At 70.0% G+C, this 25,076-nt stretch carries 25 protein-coding genes and 1 pseudogene; 14 read left to right on the top strand and 12 right to left on the bottom strand.

Translation table 11 applies throughout. The annotated features are described in order from the left end of the window. Positions 1 to 138: 138 nt before the first annotated feature. The gene (locus ACLJPL_RS28070; protein WP_411083727.1) at positions 139 to 948 is read right to left on the bottom strand and encodes an SGNH/GDSL hydrolase family protein; all 810 of its coding nucleotides are present in this window, start codon (positions 946 to 948) and stop codon (positions 139 to 141) included. Between the two features lie 310 nt (positions 949 to 1,258). On the opposite strand from ACLJPL_RS28070, the gene ACLJPL_RS28065 reads away from it, so the two are divergent. Continuing rightward, positions 1,259 to 2,353, top strand: coding sequence for a DUF5925 domain-containing protein (locus tag ACLJPL_RS28065; RefSeq protein WP_411083726.1), 1,095 nt, complete (start codon positions 1,259 to 1,261; stop codon positions 2,351 to 2,353). A gap of 134 nt (positions 2,354 to 2,487) precedes the next feature. Here ACLJPL_RS28065 and ACLJPL_RS28060 read toward each other — a convergent pair whose 3' ends face one another. Beyond that, positions 2,488 to 2,862 carry a GntR family transcriptional regulator gene (locus tag ACLJPL_RS28060; protein ID WP_411083800.1) on the bottom strand — a complete coding sequence of 125 codons (375 nt, stop codon included), beginning with the start codon at positions 2,860 to 2,862 and terminating at the stop codon, positions 2,488 to 2,490. A gap of 85 nt (positions 2,863 to 2,947) precedes the next feature. Between ACLJPL_RS28060 and ACLJPL_RS28055 the strand changes: the two genes are divergently transcribed. Together ACLJPL_RS28055 and ACLJPL_RS28050 are read left to right on the top strand one after the other, a co-directional pair. Beyond that, complete coding sequence (locus ACLJPL_RS28055; RefSeq protein WP_411083725.1) at positions 2,948 to 3,868, top strand: GNAT family N-acetyltransferase; 921 nt, start codon at positions 2,948 to 2,950, stop codon at positions 3,866 to 3,868. Then, positions 3,849 to 4,370, top strand: a complete 522-nt coding sequence (locus ACLJPL_RS28050; RefSeq protein ID WP_411083724.1) for a DUF402 domain-containing protein — start codon at positions 3,849 to 3,851, stop codon at positions 4,368 to 4,370. Before ACLJPL_RS28055 ends, ACLJPL_RS28050 begins: the two co-directional genes overlap by 20 nt. Positions 4,371 to 4,423: 53 nt before the next feature. Here the strand turns inward: ACLJPL_RS28050 and ACLJPL_RS28045 are convergent. Then, a pseudogene (locus tag ACLJPL_RS28045) lies at positions 4,424 to 5,506 on the bottom strand (methyltransferase domain-containing protein); the annotation flags it as partial. 162 nt (positions 5,507 to 5,668) lie between these two features. Here ACLJPL_RS28045 and ACLJPL_RS28040 point away from each other — a divergent pair. Then, complete coding sequence (locus ACLJPL_RS28040) at positions 5,669 to 6,217, top strand: GNAT family N-acetyltransferase (protein WP_411083723.1); 549 nt, start codon at positions 5,669 to 5,671, stop codon at positions 6,215 to 6,217. A gap of 114 nt (positions 6,218 to 6,331) precedes the next feature. On the opposite strand, the gene ACLJPL_RS28035 is transcribed toward ACLJPL_RS28040, so the two are convergent. Both ACLJPL_RS28035 and ACLJPL_RS28030 read right to left on the bottom strand, forming a co-directional pair. Next, positions 6,332 to 6,526 (bottom strand): DUF397 domain-containing protein, encoded by a 195-nt coding sequence (locus tag ACLJPL_RS28035; protein ID WP_411083722.1) that lies wholly within the window; start codon positions 6,524 to 6,526, stop codon positions 6,332 to 6,334. Further along, positions 6,523 to 7,338, bottom strand: a complete 816-nt coding sequence (locus ACLJPL_RS28030; protein ID WP_411083721.1) for a helix-turn-helix domain-containing protein — start codon at positions 7,336 to 7,338, stop codon at positions 6,523 to 6,525. Before ACLJPL_RS28030 ends, ACLJPL_RS28035 begins: the two co-directional genes overlap by 4 nt. Before the next feature lie 185 nt (positions 7,339 to 7,523). Between ACLJPL_RS28030 and ACLJPL_RS28025 the strand changes: the two genes are divergently transcribed. Beyond that, complete coding sequence (locus ACLJPL_RS28025; RefSeq protein ID WP_411083720.1) at positions 7,524 to 8,000, top strand: hypothetical protein; 477 nt, start codon at positions 7,524 to 7,526, stop codon at positions 7,998 to 8,000. A gap of 424 nt (positions 8,001 to 8,424) precedes the next feature. On the opposite strand, the gene ACLJPL_RS28020 is transcribed toward ACLJPL_RS28025, so the two are convergent. After that, positions 8,425 to 8,640: a hypothetical protein gene (locus ACLJPL_RS28020; protein WP_411083719.1), complete on the bottom strand. Its 216-nt coding sequence runs from the start codon at positions 8,638 to 8,640 to the stop codon at positions 8,425 to 8,427. Between the two features lie 30 nt (positions 8,641 to 8,670). On the opposite strand from ACLJPL_RS28020, the gene ACLJPL_RS28015 reads away from it, so the two are divergent. Both ACLJPL_RS28015 and ACLJPL_RS28010 read left to right on the top strand, forming a co-directional pair. Then, positions 8,671 to 8,829, top strand: a complete 159-nt coding sequence (locus ACLJPL_RS28015) for a hypothetical protein (RefSeq protein WP_411083718.1) — start codon at positions 8,671 to 8,673, stop codon at positions 8,827 to 8,829. A 37-nt stretch (positions 8,830 to 8,866) separates the two neighbouring features. Then, on the top strand, positions 8,867 to 9,199 hold the full coding sequence (locus ACLJPL_RS28010; protein ID WP_411083717.1) for a hypothetical protein: 333 nt from the start codon (positions 8,867 to 8,869) through the stop codon (positions 9,197 to 9,199). An 835-nt stretch (positions 9,200 to 10,034) separates the two neighbouring features. Here ACLJPL_RS28010 and ACLJPL_RS28005 read toward each other — a convergent pair. Further along, positions 10,035 to 10,616, bottom strand: coding sequence for a trimeric intracellular cation channel family protein (locus ACLJPL_RS28005; protein WP_411083716.1), 582 nt, complete (start codon positions 10,614 to 10,616; stop codon positions 10,035 to 10,037). A 244-nt stretch (positions 10,617 to 10,860) separates the two neighbouring features. Here ACLJPL_RS28005 and ACLJPL_RS28000 point away from each other — a divergent pair, with 244 nt between their 5' ends. Then, positions 10,861 to 11,265 (top strand): hypothetical protein, encoded by a 405-nt coding sequence (locus ACLJPL_RS28000; protein WP_411083715.1) that lies wholly within the window; start codon positions 10,861 to 10,863, stop codon positions 11,263 to 11,265. Here ACLJPL_RS28000 and ACLJPL_RS27995 read toward each other — a convergent pair. Beyond that, positions 11,262 to 12,082, bottom strand: a protein-coding gene (locus ACLJPL_RS27995) for an IS5 family transposase (RefSeq protein ID WP_411083714.1) whose coding sequence is annotated in 2 segments (ribosomal slippage) — positions 11,262 to 11,734 and positions 11,734 to 12,082 — 822 coding nt in all. Because the reading frame shifts where the segments join, the coding sequence is not laid out codon by codon here. The two genes, ACLJPL_RS28000 and ACLJPL_RS27995, sit on opposite strands and share 4 nt — an antisense overlap. 63 nt (positions 12,083 to 12,145) lie before the next feature. Here ACLJPL_RS27995 and ACLJPL_RS27990 point away from each other — a divergent pair. Further along, positions 12,146 to 12,910: a hypothetical protein gene (locus ACLJPL_RS27990; protein ID WP_411083713.1), complete on the top strand. Its 765-nt coding sequence runs from the start codon at positions 12,146 to 12,148 to the stop codon at positions 12,908 to 12,910. A 311-nt stretch (positions 12,911 to 13,221) separates the two neighbouring features. Beyond that, complete coding sequence (locus ACLJPL_RS27985; RefSeq protein WP_411083712.1) at positions 13,222 to 14,295, top strand: lytic polysaccharide monooxygenase; 1,074 nt, start codon at positions 13,222 to 13,224, stop codon at positions 14,293 to 14,295. Positions 14,296 to 14,484: 189 nt separating this feature from the next. On the opposite strand, the gene ACLJPL_RS27980 is transcribed toward ACLJPL_RS27985, so the two are convergent. From ACLJPL_RS27980 to ACLJPL_RS27970, 3 genes are all read right to left on the bottom strand, one after another. Beyond that, complete coding sequence (locus tag ACLJPL_RS27980) at positions 14,485 to 15,378, bottom strand: esterase/lipase family protein (protein ID WP_411083711.1); 894 nt, start codon at positions 15,376 to 15,378, stop codon at positions 14,485 to 14,487. 177 nt (positions 15,379 to 15,555) lie between these two features. Next, a complete protein-coding gene (locus ACLJPL_RS27975) occupies positions 15,556 to 16,557 on the bottom strand; it encodes a hypothetical protein (protein ID WP_411083710.1) in 1,002 nt (333 codons plus the stop codon). Then, positions 16,554 to 20,111, bottom strand: a complete 3,558-nt coding sequence (locus ACLJPL_RS27970; protein WP_411083799.1) for a DNA polymerase III subunit alpha — start codon at positions 20,109 to 20,111, stop codon at positions 16,554 to 16,556. Before ACLJPL_RS27970 ends, ACLJPL_RS27975 begins: the two co-directional genes overlap by 4 nt. A gap of 175 nt (positions 20,112 to 20,286) precedes the next feature. On the opposite strand from ACLJPL_RS27970, the gene ACLJPL_RS27965 reads away from it, so the two are divergent. The 3 genes from ACLJPL_RS27965 (at position 20,287) to ACLJPL_RS27955 (ending at position 22,534) form a co-directional block, all read left to right on the top strand. After that, the gene (locus ACLJPL_RS27965) at positions 20,287 to 20,631 is read left to right on the top strand and encodes a hypothetical protein (protein ID WP_411083709.1); all 345 of its coding nucleotides are present in this window, start codon (positions 20,287 to 20,289) and stop codon (positions 20,629 to 20,631) included. Between the two features lie 88 nt (positions 20,632 to 20,719). Beyond that, positions 20,720 to 21,802, top strand: coding sequence for a DUF3533 domain-containing protein (locus tag ACLJPL_RS27960; protein WP_411083708.1), 1,083 nt, complete (start codon positions 20,720 to 20,722; stop codon positions 21,800 to 21,802). A 234-nt stretch (positions 21,803 to 22,036) separates the two neighbouring features. Further along, on the top strand, positions 22,037 to 22,534 hold the full coding sequence (locus ACLJPL_RS27955) for a phospholipase (protein ID WP_411083707.1): 498 nt from the start codon (positions 22,037 to 22,039) through the stop codon (positions 22,532 to 22,534). Positions 22,535 to 22,634: 100 nt separating this feature from the next. On the opposite strand, the gene ACLJPL_RS27950 is transcribed toward ACLJPL_RS27955, so the two are convergent. Next, complete coding sequence (locus tag ACLJPL_RS27950) at positions 22,635 to 23,813, bottom strand: S1 family peptidase (protein WP_411083706.1); 1,179 nt, start codon at positions 23,811 to 23,813, stop codon at positions 22,635 to 22,637. A 348-nt stretch (positions 23,814 to 24,161) separates the two neighbouring features. Between ACLJPL_RS27950 and ACLJPL_RS27945 the strand changes: the two genes are divergently transcribed. Beyond that, positions 24,162 to 25,073, top strand: coding sequence for an alpha/beta fold hydrolase (locus ACLJPL_RS27945; protein WP_411083705.1), 912 nt, complete (start codon positions 24,162 to 24,164; stop codon positions 25,071 to 25,073). The last annotated feature ends 3 nt before the right edge of the window (positions 25,074 to 25,076 follow it).

Genomic DNA, 25,076 nt, shown 5'->3' with positions numbered 1-25,076 from the left:
GAGGTTGACGACCAGTTACCGAATCCGCCCGATTCCGGGGCGACTTCGGACAGTTCGGATGGGCTGTACGGCAGAACGGGAGACCCCGAGAAGACGGAGCCTCCCGCACAGGAGGGCGATGCCGGAGCAACTAGCCTGTCAGGCGGCGGACTTGAAGACCGGCAGATAGCCGCCCGACTGTCCGGCGGCGGTGGGGTGATAGGACTCACCGATGTTGAGCCAGTTCACGCTGTGCAACCAGGAGCTGCCCGAGCAGATCTCGTGCCCGGTGAAGGTCGTCCTGACGTCACCGAACGTGAAGCCGTGGTCGGCGGCGCGCTTGGCGGTGGCGGCGTTCAGGTAGTCGGACGCCCCGTTGATGGCGGAGCGCTCCTTCTCGCTGAGGCCGGCCACGCAGTTGCCGCTGAGCTGGTAGAAGCGGGGGTATCCGAGGACGACGACCCGGGCGGAGGGGGCCTTGGCCTTGATCGCCGCGTACACGGAGTCGAGTTTGCCGGGCAGGGTCGAGTCGACGTAGGCGCGGGCGGTGGCGATGCGGCTGAGGCAGGTGGCCTCGGACTGGAGGACACAGGTCGTCATGACGTCGGCGAAGCCCGCGTCATTGCCGCCGACGGAGATCGACACGAGGTCGGTGGAGGAGTTCAGCGGTCCGAGCTGACTGCTCGTGACGTCTCCGGTACGGGCTCCGGAGCAGGCGGTGAAGGCGAACGAGGAGGGGGAGTTGGCGGCGGCCCAGAGCCTGGGGTAGGCACGGGTGCTGCGCTTGCAGTCGCCGCTGGAGCTGTCGTAGCTGCCGGCTCCGACGCCGGAGGAGTACGAGTCACCGAGGGCGACGTAGTCGACGGCCTGGGCGGAGGAGTCGGCGTTCGCGGTCCCCGCGCCGGTCAGGGCGAGGGCGGCGCCGAGCAGGAGAGAGGACGAGAACGCCACGAGTCTGGACATTTTCATGGGACCTCCTTGAGCAGGGGGTATCTGCCTACTCCGTAGTAGCAGCGCCCTCGCCGAACCGGAAGTGTTCATGCCAAAAATAGGCGCCGAGTGCTTCCACCCGCCCCCTGGAGTTCAACGGCGGTTCCTTGACCCACCGGTGGCGGTACGTCACCCCGGCGCGCTCCGGCGCAGTGGCCCCCCACACCGTCGTCCGCCCCTTCGTCCGCCCCTTGAGGGGGCGTGAGCACCGTCGTACGCCCCGGGACAGAGGGCACGAGCTGGTGAAACCTGGGTGCGCGGGGTGCCCCCGTGCCGGATCATGGGCGCCATGTCTGCCTCCCCCGAATCCGCTCTGCCGATCCGGCTCACCGTGGACGACAGCGACTCACCCTCCGACGTCGTCGACGCGCTCTTCCTCGGCCGCTTCGCGACGGGCGAGCAGCCGTACTCCCACAGCTCCTCCCTCGACCGGGTCAGGGCCGGCGCGACCCTGCTGCCCCCGCACGCCACGGTGTTGCGGGCCGCCCGGGACGACGACCGCAGCGCCACGCTCGCCGAGGGGGAGGGCTGGACGCTGCTGGTCTCCCGCTGGAACCGGGGCGCGGACGTCACGGTCACCGCGACCAGCGCCGAGCTGGCGGAGAAGGTCCTCGGGCAGGCGACGGACGGGGCCCAGGACGAACCCGAACCGCAGCCCGACAACGTGACCATGGGCTTCTGGTACGTCTCCCCGCGCCGCGGCCCGTACCGCACCACCCGGCGGATCGCCGCCGGGAGCTGGGACGAGGTCCGCCCCAACTACACCGCACCGGTGGCCGATGCCATGGACCGGCTGATGAAGGTCACCCCGGACGACATCGCGGGCCGGCTGCTCCTGCTGCACGGGCCGCCCGGCACCGGCAAGACGTCCGCGCTGCGCACCCTGGCCCGGTCCTGGCGCGACTGGTGCCAGGTCGACTGCGTACTGGATCCGGAGCGGCTCTTCAACGACGTCGGCTATCTGATGGACATCGCGATCGGTGAGGACGACGGCACGGCCAAGGGCCGGTGGCGGCTGCTGCTCCTGGAGGACTGCGACGAGCTGATCCGCGGCGAGGCCAGGCACACCGCGGGCCAGGCCCTGTCCCGGCTGCTGAACCTGACGGACGGTCTGCTCGGCCAGGGCCGGAACGTGCTGGTGGGGGTCACCACCAACGAGGACCTGGAGCGGCTGCATCCGGCGGTCGTCCGGCCGGGCCGCTGCCTGGCCCGCATCGAGGTCGGCCCGCTGACCCGCCAGGAGTCGGTGGCGTGGCTGGGCACGGAGGAGGGCGTGAGCCGGGACGGCAGCTCGCTCGCCGAGCTGTACGCGCTGCGCCGGGGCATCGGCCCCGCGTCGGTGCCGAAGCAGGACGCGGGGGCGGACGCGGGGCTGTACTTGTAGTCGGTACGGGGGTGGGTGCGGGGTCCGGGGAGCTCGGCGCACGGGGGCGCGCGAGGCGGCGGGTCAGCTCAGCGCGCGTACGCGGCGTACGTCAAGGGGGTGGGTGGTCCGGCGGGGCCAACGGTCTGCGTTCGTCAGCGGGCGTACGCCGCCCGTACCGCGTCCTGTACGAGCGACAGCGCCCGGTCCCGGGGCAGTCCGAGCCGCTGGGCGGTCTCGGCGTACTGCTGTGCGGCGGCCGCGGCCCGCTGCTCGGCCGCTCCCCCGGCGGCCGCGACGAAGGTCCCGTTGCGCCCCCGGGTCTCGATCACACCGTCCGCCTCCAGCGCGCGGTACGCCTTGGCCACGGTGTTGGCGGCGAGGCCCAGCTCCTCGGCGAAGCCGCGTACGGTCGGGAGCCGGTGGCCGACCGGGAGCGCGCCGGAACGGGCCAGCTCGGAGAGCCGGGTGCGCAGTTGCTCGTACGGGGCGATGCCGGAGTCCGGGTCCAGGACGATCTTCTCAGTCATGGGCTTCTCAGTCACGGGCCGATTGTCCCCGACCGGCGGAAAAAGGGGAGGCGATCGCGGCGGGGCCCCGCGTAACGTCCCCCGCATGACGGTGATGGTGCGTGACTTCCGACCGCTCGACGCTCACGCGTGGACGCTGGCCCGGCGGGCCTCGGTCCCCTATCTGCTCTCCACCCCCGAGCAGGTCGCGCACGATCTGGCCCATTCCCATCCGGACCGGCACTACCGGCTGCTGGTGGCCGAGCAGGACGGCGAGATCATCGGCACGGCGCAGGCGGGCATCGCGCACGACAGCTCGGAGGCGGGGCAGGGGTATGTCACCCCGCACGTCGTTCCGGGCCGCACCGGTCGCGGCGCGGGCTCACTGCTGCTGAGCACGGCGGAGGAGCACCTGGCCCAGGCCGGGGCCACGGTCGTCCACGCCTGGGTGCTGGACACGCCGCAGAACCTGGAGTTCGCCGGCAGCCGGGGCTACCGGCCCGGCCGCTCCGCCCATTTCCAGCACCTGGATCTGGCGGGCGGTTCCCTGCCGCCGCTCCAGGAGGTCCCGGCGGGCGTCGAGTTGAGGACGGCGGCCGACTTCGCCGACGACCCCCGGCCGCTGTTCGAGGCGGACGCGCAGGCGTCGTCGGACGAACCGAGCGACATCTCCACGGAGTTGGACGACTACGAGGACTGGCTGACGAACGTCTGGCGTCACCCGACCCTGGACCTCGCGCTGTCCTCGGTGGTCTTGGTGGACGGCGAGGTAGCGGCGTTCAGCGCCGCCGGCACCGACGGGAACCGCACGTACTCCAGCAACATGACCGGCACCCTGCGGACGTTCCGGGGGCGGGGCCTGGCGAAGCTGGCGAAGAACGACTCGCTGCACCGGGCGCGGGCGGCCGGTTACACGGACGCCTACACCTCGAACGACACGGGCAACGGCCCGATGCTGGCCGTCAACAAGTGGTTCGGCTACACCGTCTGCGCCACGGAGGTCCGTCATGTCCGCAGCCTCGGCTGAGCCGCGCGCGGCCCGCGCGCCCCGGTCCAAGGGCCTGGTCGTCGCCCTGACCAAGGCGGGCCGCACGAAGATCCGGTATCCGGCGGAGCTGGTCCGCGACGACGGCGCCCGCGTCACCGTACGGGCTCCGTGGGCCGCGCCGGGGGTGCGGGACTTCGGGTTCGTCCGGTTCGAGCCGGGCGACGTCTTCACCGAGCACTACTGGCGGGACCGGTGGTTCGCGGTGAAGGAGGTCCGCACCGGCGGCGGGGAACTCAAGGGGTGGTACTGCGACATCACCCGGCCCGCCGTCCTGGCGAACGGGGTGCTGAGCGTGGAGGACCTGGACCTGGACCTGTGGGTGTCGGCGGACGGGACCTTCGTACTGCGGCTGGACGAGGACGAGTTCGGGGCGAGCGGCCTGGCCGAGCGCGACCCCGAGGCGGCCGGCTCGGCGTCCCGCGCCCTGGACGAGCTGGAACGCCTGGCCCGGACCGAAGGGCTGACGGACCTGCTGGCCTGACCGTCACGACCGTCGCGCAAGGGACTTCAGGGGCGGGGCGACGACGGCGGCTCCGCGACGGCCAGCGCCACGGCCCTTCGCGCGCCGTCCGGCCGGTGGGCGATCGGGTCGCCGTCCTCGTGCCAGTGGATCATGAAGCGCTCACCCGCCCGGTAACCGTCCAGGCCCGCACGGCAGTACGCGACCATGTCGTCCGGCAGGGCGTCCAGCGGGAACCAGTCCAGCTCGGAGCACTTCTCCGGCTCCGCGTTGCGCGGCGGGTGCTCCGCGTCGTACTCCGCGACGAAGAACCAGCCCATGCGCGCCCCGCCGCCGGGCCCCCGGTGCTGCATCACGAGGGCGACGCCCAGCGCCTCGGGGTCCAGCTCGACGCCGATCTCCTCGGCGGCCTCCCGGATCATCGCCTCACGGACGTCCTCGCCGTCCTCCGCGTGGCCGGAGGGCATGTGCAGCAGGCCGTCCGCGTACCCCGTATCGGCGCGGCGGGCGAGCAGGACGTCCGGGCCGCGACGCAGGATCAGGTGGACGTCGACGACTTCGGTGTGCCGATGCGGCGGCTCCGCGCGGGCCACCAACGCGTACCGCTCGTCGTCGACCTCCTTGCCCCACAGGCGCGGGTCGCCGGCCAGGTCCTCGTGGTGGACGCGCTCGGTGTGCGGGGCGAGCAGGGCGGTGACCCGGGCCGCGGAGAGCCCGACCCCGCCCCACACCCCCTCGACCAACACCAGCCGCCCGCCCGGCTTCAGCAGACCGAACCAGTGCGCGAGGGCCGCCGCCGGGTCGGGCAGCAACCAGACGACGTGCCGGGCCACGATCACGTCGAACACCCGCTCCCCCACGGGCGGCCTGGCGGCGTCCCCGACCAGCACCTCCGCCCCGGTCCCGGCGAGCTTGGCCCGGGCCTGCTCGGCCATCCGGGGCGACCGGTCGACGGCGGTGACCCGATGCCCCTGCCCTGCGGCCAGCAGCGAGAGACTTCCGGTGCCGCACCCCAGGTCCAGCACGTCACTGCGGGTGCCGGGCAGCCAGCTCTCCAGCCGGCCGGCCCAGGCGTCGCGCACGGTGGGGTCGAGAAGCCCGTGGTCGGGCTCCCGGTCGAAGGAGTCGGCCGCCGCGTCCCAGTCGATCGTCGTCATGATCCCGATGCTCTCAGCCACCACTGACAACGCCGGTTCTCCCGGCCGCTTCCCGGTCGCCCCACCGTCGTACGACGTACAGAAACGGCCGGGCCCCGGGCAGGTGGGCAGACCGGCCCGCAAACCTTGATCACTGCCGACTCCCCTGATTGGCTGGTCGGCATGACTCACCTCGAACACGTCACCTGGCCGCCCGAGCCGATCCGGACCGGGAGGCTCGTGCTCCGTGAGTCCGAGGCCCGGGACCGTGCGACGTTCATCGAGCTGCTGGCCTCGCCGGAGGTGCACACCTACCTGGGCGGCCCCCGACGCCGTGACGATCTCGAACGCGAGATGCCCGAGGCGCCGGAGCGGTGGCCCGGCAGTTTCGTCGTCGAGCTCGACGGGGCGATGATCGGCCACATCCTCCTCAGAAGGACACCGGCGGACCGCCGCCCGGCCGCCGCCGGAAAGGCCGATCTCGGCTACCTGTTTCTGCCGCGTGCGTGGGGGTCCGGGTACGCCGCCGAGGCGTGCGCGGCGGCACTCGACTGGCTCGACGACGCCCTTCCCGGCGAACCGGTGGTGCTCACCACGCAGACCGCCAACACCGGCTCGATGCGCCTCGCGGCGAAGCTGGGGTTCACCGAGGTGGAGCGGTTCCACGCCTGGGACGCGGAACAGTGGCTCGGCCTGCGTTCCCCGGGTGAGCATCGAGACGTGCGGCGCTGAGGAACGGAGCTGCCGGCGGCCGCCCTTCGACGGCGCACTCCTGCTCCCCGTCACGACCAACAACGCAAAGAGGCCCCCACCGACTGGTGAGAACCCCTTTGCATTGCTGGATGGCTAGACCGCAGTGGTCTTGACGTACTCCACCAGACCGACCCACGCGGCGCGCGAGACCGTCAGGGATGGGCCTGCGGGGACCTTGCTGTCACGGACGGGGACGATGCCGGTCCCAGCAGCCACAGAAGGGCACCACTCCACGCAGTTGCCACCGTCCTGGTTGCTGTACGAACTCTTGACCCACTCAGTGGTCACAGTGCCTCCATGGTGCTTCTGATCATCCGGGCAGACGCGTCACGCGAGAGAGCTGATGCGGTGAGCAAATCGTAAGACCTCTCCAGCGCGCGAACTTCCCCCGGCTCTTCAATGATTGAGCCTGATCGGATGCCCTCTGTGTAGGCAACCACCAGCCGATCATGGGTTGTCACGACGGACAGAGAGCCATCCATGAGGCGGTGGGGGTACTCCGCGCCCAGAGACAGAACTTGGAGGATCGTCGTCCGCCGCGATGCGATGTTCAACAGAGCCTTCAACTGGCCACGCATAACCTCCGGCCCGCCGACCATGCGCCGAACCACGGACTCACAGATCACGACGGACAGATCCGGGGGCGTGGGTCCCCTGAGTAATTCCTGTCGACTCAAACGCTGCTGAACCTTGCGTTGCACCTCTGCCTCGGTTGCCCTTGGCATGCCCTCTTGAAGCAACGCATGGGCGTACCCCGCAGTCTGGAGCAGCCCCGGAACGACAGTGGGCGACCACTCGACGATGGCGGATGCCTTGGGCTCCAACTCAATCCGCTTGCGTGAGTAGGCGGAGAAGCCCTCTGCCTCGATCTGCTCGTAGAGACGTTGAAATGTTCCGTCAGTAGCAAAAACTTGATCGAGGAGGGCTGGAATCTCCGGCGGGATCCGCCCCGCCGTAGCCTCCAGGCGGCTGATAGTACTTTTTGAAGTCTTGCACCTTATGGCCAACTCTGTCTGAGTCATCCCCTTTTCACCGTACAGCTCACGATGACTCTTCAGCTCCGCCCCGAACTGCCGCCGGGCGTCAACATCGTCAGACATTCCAACCTCCTCTGACCCACACCCCTGAAAAGGCAGATGACCTGCCGCATTCCTCCTGGTCAACGGGTCGGGCATATGCCTTGCTGACCAACATGCAGGTTGGGCACCTGAGAACTTCACAGCGTAGTCAGGCAAGTGCACTCTGGAAGCAGATCGAGCGGAGATCCCCCACCAGGAGTACTCACATGACGAGCTTCCCGCTGCCCTATGTGCCACCAGACCCCAATGAGCCCACGGAGAAAGAGGCATCCGCTACAGCTGTTCGCCTTGTCCGTGCGTTGCGCGGTTATGGCGTCTTCCTGGAGCAGGTTGCTCCCGAAGCCGTGAGCGGGCGGCTCGTGGTAACCGTCCGCGGACGCATGAGCGTGAGAACGGCCGAACGCCTTGCGGCTGGGCTGGAGAGCCTGGCGTATCGGCCGGCGAAGCCGCTCGAAGAGCTGCGCCCGGAAGGCACCTTGCCTCTGGAGGTAAGGCCCGATGGGGTCAGGGTCGGTGACCACCTTCCTCTCGACGGCACCTGCTACCGCATCCGCAACATGAGAGGGGCAACCGGGAGCAGCCGGATCCTGGAGTTGGAGGGCCGACGACTGCCCTGGATCATGACTAGCCCTCGTACGGTCTTCCGGCCGGCGGATCAGTTCCAGTTCCCCCTGCCCACGTGAAACTCAACCGGATCATGGGGCCCTGCTGGCTCGGATGCGGCCGGGAGTGCGTATCCGTCAAGTGGTTCGGGCCCATCCGCACCAGGGACGGCGACGGCGACATGTTCGCTTGCGACGACTGTCTGGCGAGGGTCGAGCGGATGGTCTTTGAGCAACTGGCCCGCCGAGACGCGGACGACCTGCGGGCTCGCAGCACCACACACCGGGCGTACCTGTAACCGATCTGGTGACGCGGCGATACCCACGAGCAAGACTATTCCGGTTTCGCCGCCGTCGACCGGTCTCGGATATCAGCACCACGAGGTTCGTGACGCACCTGGGTAGACCACGTTCACTATCCCTGGCCAACGCCTGCCGCTGGTTTTGCATGAAGTCACACCGAGAGGACGCGGCGAAGGGTTGCCCCCTCAGATGTGAAAACTCCTCACGCTGGAAACCCCACGACGAAAGGCTGACCATGACAGAGAATTGCTGCGAGAACAAGGGCAGGCTTTCCTTGAATGTCGGCGATGACGTCGGTCCGGAATATTTTGACGATACGGATCGCGTTGAATCCGTTTCGGCCGGAGTTCGACTGGTCAATGCCTTGCGAAGGTTCGGTGTCGACTTCGACGGCATCGGCATCTCGCAGGTCTGCCACACCTGCACTGTTGTCAAGGATCCCTACTTGGTGGTCCTGGGCAACCTGCGGCCGGCGGAGGCCGTGAACATGGCGAAGAAGATCGACGAGTACGCGGTCGAGTTCCAGCGCATGAGCAAGGAGATCAAAGCCCTCTCCCAGCCCAAGCCCAAGAAGGCGGAGGTGGGACAGCTCGATTCGACTGACTAGCTCCACCGCTTCCCCTCCCCTACCTGAAAAGGTTCTCGTGCAGCAGAAGTTTCATCCAATCGGCCCGGAATATTTCGATGACCAGGATCGCGACTATGCAATAGAGGCTGGTGTTGAACTGGTCAACGCCTTGCGGAAGCTGGGAGTTGACCTGGAAGGGATCGGAGTGTCGGCCCCGTGTGACCGGTGTTCCTCAGTGGGATACGTTCTCGATCTGGGACCGGTCGAGCCCGATCAGGCGCTGAAGATGGCCGCCACGATCAACAATTACGCCGAAGAATCCAAGCGGCTCCGCGAGCCGCCGGCGACCCCGCCCTCGCCCAAGAGGAAGCGTAAGCAAAGAGCGAAGAATCTGAACGCCACCCTGTGAACACCGCCCCCTGCCACACGACGCGCTCTGCGGCAGGGAGCGGATCCATACAGCAGTGGTGAACTGGCCCGTTGGACCCTCATCCGGCCGCTCCGCCCTCCCTCACGAAGAAGGTAGACGAGCGGCCGGACGGGTTGATCCCGCGGACACTTCCTCAGCATTTCCTGCCTCCATCTTCGATCTGCAAGCGTCTGTGTGATGCCACTCCCTTTTGCCGGTCGCGATACGCCAAAGCGTTCCTATAGTGCTGACGCGCTGGGGAAGGGGCCCCACGGTGAGCTTGCCCTCCGTGATCACGGCAGCCAGGCGTTCGGCCATGGACTGCGGTCGGCATGCTCCCCGTGCTGCACCGCTCGGCATCGCCCGCCGGGCACCAGCTCTGCGGCTCCCCGCTCTTGGAGAGCGAGAAACGCCCGTAGCGCGAAACCTCGTGATACGCCGTGGTCGTGCATGATCTCCGCCGACTGAAGTTCGGCCGTTCCGTTGTCAGCCTCGATCCGGGCCCGGAATGCCTCCGCGGTCTTCAGGTAGGCCCCGAGAGGGCTGGCCTGCGACACGCACCTCCTCCCCCTCCTCGTAGGCGTCTCACGCCTGTCATGCACCCCCCTGGCAAGGCTCCAACGTCCTCCCCCCGTCAGGGCTACACGGTATCTCTGAGCAGGTGAAGCCCTGCCCTTGCACCTGCTCAAGGGAGCAGCTTCCGACAGAGTCCTCTCAACTGTCTTAGAGGCCATCTCATTTGGATAGCTCGGTGGTCTGCCGGTCATAGTGGGGGTGTTCCAACGGGTGCACCGGAGGCGCTGTCGCGTCTTCAGGGCGGTGGGCGTTGGCGGGGTCAGGAGTTGCCGTGGGCCTTGCCGCGGTCCTCGGTGCTGTGGTGTGTCCTGTGCTCGTGTTGCTTCAGTGCCAGGTGGAAGCCCTTGCCGCCGAGGTAGGAGGCGAGGCGGGATCTGGGCTGCCAATGGGGGCTGTTGGGCAGGCTCCAGCCGCGGCGCAGCGCCACCAGGCGGAAAAGCAGGCCGACGGTGATGCCGAGCACCATGCCGGTGAAGGGCTGGTGGGCGTACGAACAGTCGACCATGATCCCAGCCGATACCGCAGCAACAGTGGCGTACATCGCGTTGCCGCCGAAGACGGCGGGTACGCGTCCCAGGACGATGTCGCGGAGAGCGCCGCCGCCGACGGCGCTGAGTGTGCCGAGCAGGAGGGCGGGCAGCCAGCCGAGTCCTGCGGCGAGGGTCTTCTGCGCCCCGGTGATCGCCCAGAACCCCAGTGCCGCCGCGTCGAGCACTACGAACGCCCGGTTCCATCCGTCCTCGCTGATCTTCACCAGGAAGGCGATGAGCGCGCCGGTGGCGGCGGTGGGGACGTAGGCGTAGTCGGTCAGCGCGACCGGCGTGCAGCGTCTTCGGATCACACCCGAGACAGGGTGGCGACCGACGTGGTCGTTGCTCCGGGCGGGAGATTGGGGGTCGGGAACCGCCTGGGTACAGGGAGTCGTCGATTATGGCGGTGAGCTTATCCGACATCGAGCAGGGCGGTGCCGTCACATGAATGACGACTCGAGCGACACCACGGACACAGGCTCCGAGCCGGAGAGTACGGACACGCCATCCGCGGCGACCGCGCCGCCACGGATGGGGAAAGGACCGGCGTTTGTCATGGTGCTCGCCCTTGCTGCACTGTTCGGCACGATCCTGTGGGTATGGCCCGGCGCGGACGTACGGGAGCTGATCGAGGGGGAACCCGCGGTTGTCACCTCTGCCGGAGGTTGCGTCGAGGGAGGCATCAACACAGGGACGGCAAGTTACTGCAGCGCCGACTGGCGGTTCGCTGACGGCAGCACAGGCTCCGGACGTATCGGTTTCTCCTCTGCCCATGCGGGCGAGAGTATCTACGCCGGTGAGGACTGGGCTGCCGGCTCGAAAGGGGGACTGATCGCGCATATCACTCTCAAGAGCCTTATCGTCCTCGCCGGAGTCATACCGTTTGCGATCGAGTGGGTGGGCAATATCCGATCCAGCCGACGGGAGCGCGGAAAGCCGCAGAGCGGTCCTGATGATTAGAAGTCATCCCATTGGGCGAGTCTGCGGTAGCAGATGAGAGTGCAGGCGATGCTGGTGAAGGCGAGGAAGTGGTCGGCTTTGCGTTCGTAGCGTCGGTGGAGGCGGCGGCAGCCAGCGAGCCAGGCCATGGTGCGTTCGATGGTCCAGCGGTGGCGGCCTAGCCGTTGCGAACAGTCGACTCCCTTGCGGGCGATGCGGTGGGTGATGCCTCTTTCGTGTAGCCATCGCCGCAGGTGGGCGTAGTCGTAGCCTTTGTCGGCGTGGAGTTTGCCGGGCCTGCGCCGCCGACGTCCACGGCGCGAGCGGATCGGCGGGATACCCTTCACGAGCGGGATCAGGGGCTGGCTGTCGTGCAGGTTCGCAGCCGAGATCCCGACGGAAATGGGCAGACCCGACCGTTCCGTGATCAGGTGGATCTTCGAGCCGTACTTGCCCCGGTCGACAGGATTCGGACCTGTCAGGTCCCCCTTTTCATCGCGCGCATGTTCACCGAGTCGATCGCGCACCGCGACCAGTCCAACTCGGCACGGGCACCGAGTTCGTCGAGGACCAGGCGGTGGAGCTTGGCCCACACCCTGGCCTTCGACCACTCCGAGAACCGCCGGTGGGCAGTTGCTCCGGACGGACCGAACGACGCCGAAGGCAGCTGCTGCCAGGTGCAACCCGACGTGGCCACGAAGACGATCGCGGCCAGCACCTCCCGGTCGCCGTGCCGACGCCGACCACCACCCTGCGGCCGCGACGGCGCCTCCGGCACCACCCGCTGGAACAACCCCCACAACTCGCCCGGCACCAACCGCTCAACGATCCCCACCATGACTCACAGAATACCGAGCTATCCAAATGAGATGGCTTCTTAGTGAGCCTCTACCGTGGCTACATGACACTGACGCACGACAACCCTGCGACCCGTCTCAGAGACGTGCTCCTAGCTGTGCACCGAGCTTTCCCGAACAGCCGAGCACAGGAGTCGATTTCCTCCTGGCAGGCTTTCGCACAGGTTCTGGAAGTTGAGCAATACACCTCTGCAGGACTCCACGCCATCGCGGGCATCGCCCACTTGCCCGATCTCGTGGTCGAGAGCATCCGCGCCCTGAACGAGGAGCCCGAGGAAGAAGCGCACCTGCTACTTCACCTAGATGGTTTGCAAGCTGCTATGGCTGGCCTGGTCGCCCGTAGGGAACTGTACAAGGTCTTCACAGCCTTCGCGCCGGGCGGAGAAGTTCCCAGGAGTGCAGCGCTGCACAGCCTGGCAAGCGCCGCGCGTGTTCTTCACAAGGCGGACCCGCTGCATGCGATGTCGAACGAGGACGTTGCTCGCCTCGAAGTGCTGATAGTCGACCTGATGGACGAGGTCAACGCAGCAAAGCTTCCCCTCAGCACAAGCCTTCTCATGCTGCGTCACCTGCATGCCCTGTTGCAGGCTGTGCACATGATGCGCGTTTCCGGGCGCGGCGGAGTGGAAGGCGCGTTCGACGCCTTTCTGGGTGCCGTTGTACGCCGACCCGAAACTGCAGAGCCCCTCCACGAGGCCAACCTTCTGGATCGGTTCAGGGAGTGGGTTTCGACAGTCAACGGAATCATCAGTGTTGGCACCGGTGCCGCCGGTCTCGGCCAACAAGTGATGAGGATGCTGGGGCCGTGAACATAGCGGGCAAGCCGATCGAGCGGCGGCCCTTCAAGTAAGCCCTTTCCGCCTCTCGTCTAACGGCGGCGACTGGTCGAGAGTGCACTCAGGTGGACGGCCATGGACAGTGAAGCGCTCTGGCATGGGCTCCCCCCTCAGCAGCCTCCCACCTGAGCGCCCTCTTAGCCCTTCCTTAAAGCGACCATAAGGATCCCCTCCACCCCGTCCCAGCAGGCTTTTTGGCCCTTCCGAGCGGCTAGCTTGCTGAGCGCCGGGAGGAACTCCGCACCGGCGCCCCACCGTTGTGCCGCTTTGAAGGAGAACCCTCCATGACCGCTCGTCGCAAGGCCGCCGGGATCGTCGCCCTCGGTTTCGCACCGTTCGCGCTGGCCGGACTCGCCGCCACCCCGGCGCTCGCCCACGGGTCGCTCACCGACCCGGTGAGCCGGGTGTCCGCGTGCTTCGCGGAGGGGCCGGAGAGCCCGGTGTCGGCGGCGTGCAAGGCGGCGGTCGCGGCGGGCGGTACGCAGGCGCTGTACGACTGGAACGGCGTCAACATCGCCAACGCGGCCGGCAAGCACCGTGAGTTGATTCCGGACGGCAAGCTGTGCAGCGCGGCCAACGACAAGTTCAAGGGGCTCGACCTGCCGCGCGCCGACTGGCCGGCCTCCCCCGTGGCGGCGGGCAAGCACACCTTCAAGTTCCGTGCCACGGCCCCGCACCGGGGCTCCTTCGAGCTGTACCTCACCAAGCCCGGCTACGACCCGACGAAGCCGCTCGCCTGGTCGGACCTGGAGGCCAAGCCCTTCGCCCAGTCCACCGACCCGGCGCTGGTGGACGGTTCGTACGTCTTCGACGGGACCATCCCCGAGCGGGCCGGGCGGCAGCTGATCTACACGGTGTGGCAGCGCTCCGACTCCCCCGAGGCGTTCTACGCCTGCTCCGACGTGGTCTTCGGCGGCGGGTCGGCGAGCACGGGCGGTGCGGGCGGCGGCGGTGCGCCGGAGGAGAAGCCTGCGGGTGAGGCGCCGAAGCCGCAGGAGAGTGCTCCCGCGCCGGCCCCCTCCGCCCCCTCCGAGGACGCGATCACCGAGGGCTCCGAGAAGTCCTCCGTCGAGCACAACGGGCACGGCGACGACGACGCGAACACCGGCGCGAAGGTCAACTCGGCCGCCCCCGCCGCCCCGGCCGCCGAGCCCGAGGCCAAGGCCGATGCCGGCGAGGGCAACGCGCCCCAGGCCAACGCGGCCGGCCAGAAGGACGTGCTGGCCGAGACCGGCGGTTCGTCCACCAGCACCTACCTCGCGATCGGCGGGGCCGCCGCGCTCGCCGCCGGCGCGGCCGTGCTGTTCTCCTCGCAGCGGCGCCGGGCCACCGCCTCCACCGGTCGCCACAGCCGCTGACCCGCGTTCCGCTTCGCCCCGCCTTCCCGGGGCGGGGCGAAGCGGGGCATGACTCGGGCCGAGGTCGCCGTCCTCCCCCCACCGGACGGCGACCTCGGCCCGTCGCACGTCGTGCGCGTCGTGCGTCGTGCGCGTCGTGCGTCGTGCGCGTCGTGCGTCGTGCGCGTCGTGCGTCGTGCGCGTCGTGCGTCAGCCGATGACCGAGGAGCAGGTGGTCGGCCTGGCGCGCGCCGGGTCCAGGGCGTTCGCCACCTCGTGGAAGGCGATCCGGTCGATGGTCCCGATCGCCACGTGCTCGGACAGGTCGAGCGGGCACAGGTCCTGGAGCAGGACGTTGCGTACGTTCGGCCCGTCCAGGTACTGCGTGCGGTACGGGGTCACCACCTGGTCGTACTTGGTCGCGATGACGGTGTAGCGCACTCCGGGGACGGTGTCGCCGCCCGCCGTGAGCTTGGTGATGAACGGGGAACCCGCGACCTGGTCGGCGAGGCCGGGGGTCTTGTCGGTGATGAACTTCTCCACGCCGGGGAAATGCGGCAGCAGCTTGGTGAGGCCGAGCAGCGTGGTGCCGTGGTTGTCCGGGGCGAGGCCGATCAGGGCGTTGACCTTGGGGGCGCCGCCGAGGAACTTCAGGTAGTAGTTCGGCATCATGCCGCCCTGGGAGTGGCCGACGATGTCGGCCTTCTGCGTTCCGGTGGCGGCGAGCACCTTGTCGACGAAGACGTCGAGCTGTTCGGCGGACTTGTCGATGGGACCGAGGCCGTGGAAGAACGGCACGTTGGGGAGCTGGCCGTAGTCGAGGGAGAAGACGCAGTAGCCCCGGTTGACCAGGTAGGGGGCGAGGACCAGCCAGTTGTCGATCGAGTTCCCGAAGGTTCCGTGGACCAGGACGACGGGACGAGGGTGGGCGGCGGAGGGTTTGCAGGAGTAGTCGTTCCAGCCACGGGAGGTGGCCGTCGCGGCGGTGGGGGCAGCCGCGGTCGCGGTCGCCGCAGGGGCGACGAGGAGGGTGACGGCGAGGATCAGGGCGGCGAATACGCTGCGCGTGCGTGGGGTGCGCGCAGCACGGAACCAGGGCAGCATCGAGTGGTCTCCTTGCGGCTCAAGGGAGGTGCGATGGCGGTGCGCCCTGTGGCCCGGACCACAAGCTTTATGTGCTCATGCCAAATTACGCACGAGTAAGGTCGGGTGGGAAGTTACGCGTCGGTAAAAAATGACGCGGCCTCACCGTAGATCGAGTAGGGGCGTCACCCCCGCCTTTCAGGCCGCGAGTCCGGCCGGCTTCACCGCTCCGGGCCCGAACCTCTCCCGCAGCCGGTCCGCCACCTCCTCGATCCGGCGCGACCGCTCGTCCGCCGGGTCGAAGGTGAGCTGGCGGGAGGCCCGGCCGGCGTCGGCCAGCCCCTCCGCGCGCAGCGCGATCCCCCGCACCCGGGCCCGCTGGAGCCCGAACGACTCGTGGATCCGGTAGGCGAGCGCGGTGAGCGCGGCCGAGTGCGCGGTGGGCTCCCCCAGCGTCCGGCTCCGGGTCAGCGTCGCGTAACCCGTCCGGTCCGCGTACCGCACCGAGACCGCCAGCGACCGGCACACCTGCCCCTCGCCCCGCAGCCGCGCCCCCAGCTCCTCGGTGAGCGAGAGGAGGGCGCGGCGGTGCTGCTCGGGGGCCAGTTCGTCGCGCGGGAAGGAGCGTTCGGCGGCGATCGAACGGGCGGCCGCGTTGGGGACGACCCGCGTACGGTCGACGCCCCGCGCCCGTTCCCACACCTCGCGCCCGGTCCGTACGCCGGTGATGCGCTGGAGCGTGGCCAGGGGTGCGGCGGCGATCCGGCCGACGGAGTCGAGCCCGTATCCGCACAGGGTGCGCGCCGTGGCGGTCCCGACGCCGTCCAGGGCGGCGGCCGGGAGCGGGGCGAGGAAGGCCGCCTCCTCGCCCCGGCCCACCACGAAGGTGGTCCCGGGCGCGGCCCGCCGGGCGGCCATCCGGGCCACCATGGGGTTGCTCCCCGCCCCGATCGCGCAGTCCACGCCGTGCAGGGCGAGCGCCCGGACCCGGATCAGCGAGGCCAGGCCCCCCACATCGCGCCCGAAGTAGCGCAGCGCGCCGCCCACATGGGCGAGCGCGGCGTCGGGCGGTGCGGCCTCGACGACCGGGGTGAACGCGCCGAGCAGGGCGAGCAGTCCGGTGTACGCGGCGCTGTCGGGCGGCCCGCCGGCGGTCCTGCGGAATCGCAGGCACAGGACTTCTCCCGGGTCTTCCGTCATCCCGCGCTCCCCTGCGACCGGTGCCACAACTTCCTTCCGGTGGGCGTCCCTTCACCGGGTGGCTGAAGGTCGGCCCAGGGGTTCATCTCGTAACCGGTCTCCATCCGTATACGACGCCCGGGCCCGGACGCCTCCTCATCCGCCCCCTCCTCCGGCTCCTCCTCCGCGAGCCGCGCCGCCACCGCGTCGAGCCCTCCGGTGCGCCGCAGTTCGGCGAGCTCCGCGAGGTTCCAGGCGGCCGCGCCCACCACGCTCAGACTGCGCGCGCCACGCCGCTGCACCACTCCGCGCACCAGCAGCAGCCAGGAGTGGAAGACGGTGTGCGCGCAGGCGGCGTGACTGTCCTCGAAGAACGCCAGGTCGACCAGGCCGCTGCCGTCGTCCAGGGTGGTGAAGACGACCCGGCGGCCGGAACGCATCGGCGGCGTCTGGGTGGCCACCTTGGCCCCCGCGACCAGCACGGTCTCGCCGTGCCGCGCCTCGCGCAGCCGCTTGGCGGAGACCACGCCGAGCTCCTCCAGGAAAGTCTGGTGATCTCCCATCAGATGGCGTGAGACATCCATGCTCAGCACTCCGAGTTCGGCGCTCAGCCGCTCCGCCTCGTTGAGGTCGGGCAGCCCGATGGAGCCCGTACGGTGTCCGTCGCCCAGCGGAAGCTGGGCCCCCCGGCCGCCGGAACCGGAGCTCCGGTGGGCGCGGTGGAGCTCGGAGAGGTGCAGCAGAAGATCGCGGCGATTGGCGCCGAAGGCGTCCAACGCGCCTACCTGGGCCAGCCGTTCGGCGACCGGGCGGCCCGGGCGGGCGCGCTGCCAGAAGTCCAGCAGCGAGGTGTACGGCTGCCCCTCCTCGATCCGGGCGGCCTCGGCCTCGCTGATCCCGTGGACGTCCGAGAGCGCGAGCCGCAGCCCCCAGACACCTTCCCCTTCCTCACCAGACACCAGTTCGATTCGGTGGGCGACCGCCGACCGGTTCACATCCAGCGGCAGCACCGGCACCCCGCGCCGCCGGGCGTCCGCGAGCAGCAGCCGTTTTGGGTACATCCCGGGGTCGTGCGTGAGCAGACCGGCGTAGAAGGCGGCCGGGTGGTGCGCCTTGAGCCAGGCCGACTGGTACGTGGGTACGGCGAACGCGACGGCGTGCGCCTTGGAGAAGCCATAGCTGCCGAACGCCTCGATGATCTTCCAGGTGCGCGCGATCACCTCCTCGTCGTACCCCATGGCCGCCGCTCGCCGGGGGAACCACTCCTTGATGAGCACCTGCGACTCGGGGTGGGAGAGTCCGCGCCGCACCCGGTCGGCCTCGCCCCGGCCGCAGCCGGTCATGATGTTGACGATCTCGATGATCTGCTCGTGGAAGACGACCACGCCGTAGGTGCCGCTCAGCGCTTCTTCCAGGTCACGGTGGGGGTAGTGGACCGGCGCGCGGCCGTGCCGGGCCTCGATGAACGGCCGCACCATGTCGGCGGCGACCGGCCCGGGCCGGAACAGCGAGATGTCGACGACCAGGTCGTGGAAGGCGGCGGGCTGGAGCCTGCCGACCAGGTCGCGCTGGCCGGGCGACTCGATCTGGAAGCAGCCCAGCGTCTCGGCGGTGCGGATCAGCCGGTACGTCTCCGGGTCGTCCGGCGGTACGGCGTCCAGGTCCACGTCCGCGCCCGAGGCGCGTTTCACCTCGGTGACGGCGTGCGCCATCGCCGACTGCATCCGTACGCCCAGCACATCGAGTTTGAGCAGCCCGAGGTCCTCCACGTCCTCCTTGTCGAACTGGGACATCGGGAAGCCCTCACCGCTGGTGGGCACCACCGGCGTGCGGTTCATCAGCCCGGCATCCGAGAGCAGCACCCCGCACGGGTGCATGGCGACGCCGCGCGGCAGCGCGTCGAGCCCCTCCACCAGCTCCCAGAGCCGCCCGTACTCGTCCTGGTTCCGCGCGACCTCCTTCAGCTCGGGCAGCTCCTCCATCGCGGCGCGGGCGTCGCGGGCCCGGATGTGCGGGAACGCCTTGGCGAGCCGGTCGGTCTCGGCCGGGTCCATGGAGAGCGCGGCCCCGACGTCCCGGATGGCGTGGCGCACCCGGTAGGTCTCGGGCATGGCGACGGTGGCGACGCGTTCAGGGCCGAAGCGTTCGATGATCCGGCGGTAGACGTCGAGCCGGCGGGCCGATTCGACGTCGATGTCGATGTCGGGCAGGACGAAGCGGCGCTTGGACAGGAAGCGCTCCATGAGCAGCCCGTGCTCGATGGGGTCGGCGTGGGCGATGCCGAGGAGATGGTTGACCAGGGAGCCCGCCCCGGAGCCGCGCGCGGTGACGCGGATGCCCATCTCCCGTACGTCTTCCACTACCTGAGCGACCGTCAGGAAGTACGAGGCGAAGCCGTGGTGGGCGATGATGTCCAGCTCCTCGTGCATCCGGTCCCAGTACGCGCGGTCGCGGTCATGGCCGCGCAGCACCATCCCGGCGGCGGCCCGGGAGGCGAGCACCCGGTGGGCGGTCCGGCGGCCGGCCCCGACCAGGTGCGGCTCCGGGAAGTGGATGCCGTTCAGGCCGAGGTCGGCGACGGGGTCCACCCGGCAGGCGTCGGCGGTGCGCCGGGTCTCCGCCAGCAGCCGGGCGGCCGCGCCCGGCCCGAGACCGGCGGCGGAGGCGATCCGCTCGGCGGTCTCCCGCATCGCGCCCTCGTCCTTGAGCCAGCGCTCACCGCTGTCCAGGGGCGAGCGGCGCGGGTCGAGGGGGACGAGCCTGCGGGCGGAGTCGAGTACGTCGGCGATGGGGCCCTGCCCCGGGTCGGCGTACCGGACGGCGTTGGTCAGCACGGCCCGTACGCCCTGTTCGGCGGCGAAGCCGAGGGTGCGGGCGGCCAGCCGCAGCGATCCGGGGCCGGTGCCCGCGCGGCCGTGGTGGACGGCTTCGAGGCGCAGGTCGTCGCCGTACATCTCCCGCCAGGGCGCGAGCAGCGCGGCGGCCCGGTCGGGGCGGCCCGAGGCGAGCGCCCGGCCCACCTCGGAGACGGGCCCGAGCAGCACGGTCAGCCCTTCGGCGGGCAGCGCGGCCCGGCCGACCAGGGGCGGTCCGGCCACGTCGGGCGGTCCGGCCACGTCGAGCGGCCGGGACCCGTCGAGCGGCCGGGACCCGTCGAGCGGCCGGGTCCCGGCGCCCCGGGTGTGGGCGGCGGTGACGAGCCGGCACAGCTCGGCCCAGCCCCGCGCGCCGTCCCGGGCGAGGAAGGTGACACGGGGTGCGGATTCATCGACGAAGGCGCCGCCTCGCGCGGGAGTGCGCGGGCGCACGGCGGCCCGGCCCGCCCCCTCCGCGAGCCCCGCCCCCTCCGCGTACGAGGCCACCGCAAGGTCCACGCCGAAGATCGGCCGGACCTCGATCCCCTTCCCTCGGCACGCCTTGGCGAACCGGACCGCCCCCGCGAGGGTGTCGCGGTCGGTCAGCGCGAGAGCGCCCATCCCCTGCTCGGCGGCACGCTCGGCGAGCCGTTCGGGGTGCGAGGCCCCGTACCGCAGGGAGAATCCCGAAACGGTGTGCAGATGCGTGAACCCGGACATCCGCACCTCCTGGACCGTTCCGATCGTTCCGTCACTCACCACCCCCTGTTCTCCACCATAGACCAGTTTCGAACATTCGTACGATATCCAGTGTGCACCCTCCTGAGTAGCTGACGCACCCGCACTGAGTACCCGGACCGGTGCGGCAGACGACGGGGTCGCCTTGGATCAAGGCATGGACACAACAGCGCCCCAGCCGGCGACTCCCCCGGCCGAGGAGCCCCCCGCCCCGGACCGCACGCGTTTCTGGTCCGGGCTGTGCGCCGGCCTCTTCGTGCCCGTCGCCCTGCTGGGGGGCCTGCTGACCCTCACCGGCGAGCGGGCGGGGCGCTGTATGACGTACGGGGAGCAGTGCGGCGACCAACTGCCCGGCCGGCTGTTCGGCTGGAGCCTCGCCCTGGCCGCCGTGGCGTGTGTCGTCGCCCTGGCCGCACCCGCCGCACGCGTGCGCCGAGTGGCGTTCGCCACGCAGCTCCTGGCGGAGTTCGTGGCGCTGACGGTGATCCTCAGCCACACCTGACCCGCGGCCGACGACAGCCCCCGCCGCTCTTGAGCCATTCGGCCCCGCCCCGCCTGCGCGAACACCGGCCCGCCCGGACGGTGGGGGCATGACTTTCGTCGACGAGGTGAAGAACGCCGTCACTCCACGGGCCGCCCTGCTCGTCATCGGCGTACTCGGACTGCAACTGCTGTTCATCGCGTCCTACGTCGGCGCGCTCCACAAGCCGAACCCGACCGATGTGGCCTTCGGGGTGGTGGCCCCGCAGCAGATGTCCCAGCAGCTCGTCACCCGACTCGACGGGCTTCCCGGCGGGCCGCTGGACCCCCGTACGGTGAGCGGCGAGGCCGAGGCGCGCAAGCAGATCATGAACCGCGACATCGACGGCGCTCTGATCGTGGCCCCTTCGGGGAGCACCGACACCCTGCTGGTCGCCTCCGGCGGCGGGACCGTCCTGTCCAGCGCCCTGGAGCGGATCCTCACCCAGGTCGAGGACTCCCAGCAGCGGACCGTACGGACCGTGGACGTGGCGCCGGCGTCGGCCGACGACTTCGACGGGCTCTCGTCCTTCTACCTGGTGGTCGGCTGGTGCGTGGGCGGCTACCTCTGCGCCTCGATCCTGGCGATCAGCGCCGGCGCCAAGCCCGTCAACCGGCAGCGCGCGGTGATCCGGACCGGGGTCATGGCGCTGTACGCGATCGCGGGCGGCATCGGCGGCGCGATCATCATCGGCCCGATCCTCGGCGCTCTGCCGGGCAGCGTCTGGGGCCTGGCCGGCCTCGGCGCCCTGGTCGTCTTCTCGGTGGGCATGATCACGCTCGCCCTGGAGGCCCTGACCGGCATCGTCGGCATCGGCCTGGCCGTCCTGATCATCGTCATCGCGGGCAACCCGAGCGCGGGCGGAGCCTTCCCGCTCCCGATGCTCCCCGACTTCTGGCGGGCGATCGGCCCGGCCCTCCCCCCGGGCGCGGGCACCTGGGCCGCCCGCTCGATCGCCTACTTCCGGGGCAACGCGATCACCGGCCCGCTGCTGGTGCTCTCGGCCTGGGCGGTCGTCGGCACGGCGCTGACCCTGCTGCTGTCGATGCGGCGCCGGCCGGGGACGGACCCGGCGGACACCAGGGCCACGGCCGCCCCGGCACCGGGCGCAGGCGGGTCGACAGCGGGTGCCGGCGGGTCGACAGCGGCCTGAGGTCCACAAGCGGGGCCGCCCCCCCCGGTTGCTCCATCCCCTTTCCTCAGCGTTGATCCGCCCGTGGGGCCGCCTTGATGGCGGCCCCGTCCGACGTCCACCCCAATTCCTGATGACAGGTCGGCGCAACGGCTAGGCATGACAGGTGCATGGCGACATCCTGGAGCGGCCTCGTACCACCCGACGAGGCGCACGGCCAGGACAACTCCTTTCACCCACAGGGAGGTTGCTGCTATGCGTCGTCGACTCACCGCCGCGCTCACCACGGTCGCCCTGTCGCTCCCGCTCTCCCTGATCACCGCCGCTTCCGCCTCGGCCGCCCCGTCCGACAAGCCCCAGGTGCTCAGCTCCTGGACCCAGACGAGCGCCTCCAGCTACAACGCCTGGAACTCCGCCCGCAACAACCAGGGCGCCTGGTCCGCGTACGGCTTCAACTGGACGACGGACTACTGCAGCAGCTCCCCGGACAACCCGTTCGGCTTCCCCTTCCAGACCGCCTGCGCCCGCCACGACTTCGGTTACCGGAACTACAAGGCCGCCGGCACGTTCACCGCCAACAAGGCCCGTATCGACTCCGCCTTCTACGAGGACCTCAAGCGCGTGTGCGCCGCCTACACCGGCGCGAAGCGGACGTCGTGCAACAGCACGGCGTGGACCTACTACCAGGCCGTGGACATCTTCGGCGTCGCCCCGGCCAAGGCCGAATCCGGCCGCTTGGCCCAGGCCGCCTGACCACGCCACGCGAGAGGCCCCCGGCGCGAAACCGGGGGCCTCTCCTTGGTGCGGTGGTGCGGTGGTGCGGTGTGATGCGGTGGTGTGATGCGGTGTTACGTCAGCCGATCTCGGCCCCGTAGGCGGCGAGCGCCTCAGGGACCGGCTGGAAGAAGGTCGTGCCGCCCGAGGAGCAGTTGCCGCTGCCGCCCGAGGTCAGGCCGAGCGCGGTGTCGCCCGCGAAGAGGGCGCCGCCGCTGTCGCCCGGTTCGGCGCAGACCGTCGTCTGGATGAGGCCGTTGACGATGTCGCCGTTGCCGTAGTTGACGGTGGCGTTCAGCGCGGTGACCTCGCCGTCGTGCACCTGGGTGGTGGAGCCGCTGCGGGTGACCGACTGGCCGACCGTGGCGTCGCCCGCCTTGCTGATCGCCTGGGTCGACCCGTTGTAGAGGTTCACCTCGCTCGGGTGCGCGATGTCCGAGGTGTACTTGACCAGCCCGTAGTCGTTCTCGGGGAAGCTGGAGCCCTCGTTCGTGCCGATCGCCGAGCCGCCCTGGGTGTCGGACCAGCTGGTGACCGACTCGGTGCAGTGACCGGCGGTGAGGAAGTACGGTTCGCCGTCCTTGACCACGTTGAAGCCGAGCGAGCACCGGGAGCCGGAGCCCCAGATCGCGTCGCCGCCCGCGATGAGTGGGGTGAACTCGCCCTCGGTCTTGTTCAGTTCGGCCTTGCCGCCGAGTCCCTGGACCACGGCGGAGAGCTTCTTCCAGGCCGCGCCGTCGACCGTGCTGTCGGCGGTGACGACCACCTTGTTGCTCACCGGGTCGACGGCCCAGGAGGTGCCCGGGATCGTCGCCTTGTCGGTGAGGGTCTGCCGGGCCGACTTCAGCTCGGCGAGGGAGTGCTCCACGACTCTGGCCTTGCCGCCCGCCTGACGGACCTGCTCGGCGGCGGCCTCGTCGACGACGTTCACGACGAGGGCCTTCGTCTTCGTGTCGTAGTACGAACCGGCCGCGTCCGCGCCCAGGTCCCGGTCCAGGGTGGCGCCGAGCTTTCCGGCCGCGTCCGCGCTGAGCGTCTTGACCGTGAACTGCGGCACGTCGTCACTGGCGTTCGCGGACTGGAACGTGAATCCCGCCGCGACCAGGGCGAGAGCGGCCGATCCGGCCACCGTCGCGCGCTTGGTGGACATACGTCGATGCTTCAACTTCGACCTCCTGTGGGGCCGTGCACGGAGCAAGTGGGGTGCTCGTACACGGAGGATGGGGCGCTCACTATTCCGAGACGGCGAAACGCACACAAGGTCGACTTCCAGACGTGCACACGACAGCAACGCTTCGCACGCGGCATGTTCACTTACTCCGGGTCACGCCACGTCGGTTCCGTTCGCGAACACCCCGTGCGACCGGAGGCGGCCCCTCGGTGAGGACTAGTCCTGTCCGGTATTAGCCCCCGCCGGTCCGGATGCTGTCCCCACCCGTCCGGATGACGCCGGAAATCGTCCGCCGCGAACACCTCGGGACCTTCACAGTTCCTGCCGCCGAGGGCCCCCCGTAACGCCTCTGATGGGTCATCATCGAATCGGCGGCACACGCCCGGGCGCACCGCGCCCGGGCCGGCCGGGGGGAACCGAGCTGAGGAGGCGCGGGTGCGCAACCGGGTGCGCGCGGCGGACGGGCGGCATCTGATGGTGGAGCGGCGGGGGGACCCCCGGGGCAGACCGGTGTTCCTGCTCCACGGGACGCCGGGCAGCCGGCTCGGTCCGGCCCCTCGCGGCATGGTCCTCTATCAGCGCCGTACACAACTGATCACCTACGACCGGCCGGGGTACGGCGGCAGCGACCGGCACGAGGGCCGCCGGATCAGCGATGTCGTCGAGGACGTCCGGGCGGTGGCCGACTCGCTGGGGCTGGAGCGGTTCGCCGTGGTCGGCCGTTCCGGCGGGGCCCCGCACGCGCTGGCGTGCGCGGCGCTGCTGCCGGAGCGGGTGACCAGGACCGCCGCCCTGGTCACCCTGGCACCCTGGGGCGCGGCCGGCCTGGACTGGTTCGACGGGATGGCCGCGTCCAACGTGCTCGCGTACTCCACGGCAGCCGCCGACCCGGACTCCCTCGCGGAGTCCTTCATCGTCCGCTCGGCGCAGATCCGGCAGGACCCGGCCCGGCTGCTGGACGATCTGCGCCGGGAGCTGACCGACTCCGACCGGATGGTGGTCAACGACGCCGGTATCCGGTCCATGCTGCTGCGCAACTACAGCGAGGGGCTGCGCACTTCGGCGTACGGGTGGATCGACGACGCCATCGCGTTCTGCAGCCCCTGGGGGTTCGATCCGGCCCGGATCACCGGCCGGGTGCTGCTCTGGCACGGGGTGAAGGACGTGTTCTCGCCCGTGGGCCATTCCCGCTGGCTCGCGGGGCAGATCCCGGGCGCCACCGCCGTACTGGAACCGGCGGCGGCGCACTTCGACGCGCTGTCCGTGCTCCCGGGCATCCTCAACTGGCTGCTGGACGAGCGGGAGGACCCGGACCGTCCGCTGCCCGCGGGGCTGCCGACGGGCTGAGCG

This window comes from Streptomyces sp. cmx-18-6 (assembly GCF_046548915.1).
Lineage (GTDB): Bacteria > Actinomycetota > Actinomycetes > Streptomycetales > Streptomycetaceae > Streptomyces.
This window is presented reverse-complemented; position numbering and strand designations above follow the sequence as displayed.

Excerpts from the sequence above, each read along its gene's own strand:
- ACLJPL_RS28000 (WP_411083715.1), top strand. The coding sequence starts at position 10,861 with ATGGTGCTCGCCCTTGCTGCACTGTTCGGCACGATCCTGTGGGTATGG.
- ACLJPL_RS27985 (WP_411083712.1), top strand. The coding sequence starts at position 13,222 with ATGACCGCTCGTCGCAAGGCCGCCGGGATCGTCGCCCTCGGTTTCGCA.
- ACLJPL_RS28030 (WP_411083721.1), bottom strand. The coding sequence starts at position 7,338 with ATGTCTGACGATGTTGACGCCCGGCGGCAGTTCGGGGCGGAGCTGAAG.
- ACLJPL_RS27980 (WP_411083711.1), bottom strand. The coding sequence starts at position 15,378 with ATGCTGCCCTGGTTCCGTGCTGCGCGCACCCCACGCACGCGCAGCGTA.
- ACLJPL_RS28025 (WP_411083720.1), top strand. The coding sequence starts at position 7,524 with ATGACGAGCTTCCCGCTGCCCTATGTGCCACCAGACCCCAATGAGCCC.
- ACLJPL_RS28060 (WP_411083800.1), bottom strand. The coding sequence starts at position 2,862 with ATGACTGAGAAGATCGTCCTGGACCCGGACTCCGGCATCGCCCCGTAC.
- ACLJPL_RS27965 (WP_411083709.1), top strand. The coding sequence starts at position 20,287 with ATGGACACAACAGCGCCCCAGCCGGCGACTCCCCCGGCCGAGGAGCCC.
- ACLJPL_RS28065 (WP_411083726.1), top strand. The coding sequence starts at position 1,259 with ATGTCTGCCTCCCCCGAATCCGCTCTGCCGATCCGGCTCACCGTGGAC.
- ACLJPL_RS27970 (WP_411083799.1), bottom strand. The coding sequence starts at position 20,111 with ATGTCCGGGTTCACGCATCTGCACACCGTTTCGGGATTCTCCCTGCGG.
- ACLJPL_RS28070 (WP_411083727.1), bottom strand. The coding sequence starts at position 948 with ATGAAAATGTCCAGACTCGTGGCGTTCTCGTCCTCTCTCCTGCTCGGC.
- ACLJPL_RS27960 (WP_411083708.1), top strand. The coding sequence starts at position 20,720 with ATGACTTTCGTCGACGAGGTGAAGAACGCCGTCACTCCACGGGCCGCC.
- ACLJPL_RS27955 (WP_411083707.1), top strand. The coding sequence starts at position 22,037 with ATGCGTCGTCGACTCACCGCCGCGCTCACCACGGTCGCCCTGTCGCTC.
- ACLJPL_RS28055 (WP_411083725.1), top strand. The coding sequence starts at position 2,948 with ATGACGGTGATGGTGCGTGACTTCCGACCGCTCGACGCTCACGCGTGG.
- ACLJPL_RS28050 (WP_411083724.1), top strand. The coding sequence starts at position 3,849 with ATGTCCGCAGCCTCGGCTGAGCCGCGCGCGGCCCGCGCGCCCCGGTCC.
- ACLJPL_RS27990 (WP_411083713.1), top strand. The coding sequence starts at position 12,146 with ATGACACTGACGCACGACAACCCTGCGACCCGTCTCAGAGACGTGCTC.
- ACLJPL_RS27975 (WP_411083710.1), bottom strand. The coding sequence starts at position 16,557 with ATGACGGAAGACCCGGGAGAAGTCCTGTGCCTGCGATTCCGCAGGACC.
- ACLJPL_RS28040 (WP_411083723.1), top strand. The coding sequence starts at position 5,669 with ATGACTCACCTCGAACACGTCACCTGGCCGCCCGAGCCGATCCGGACC.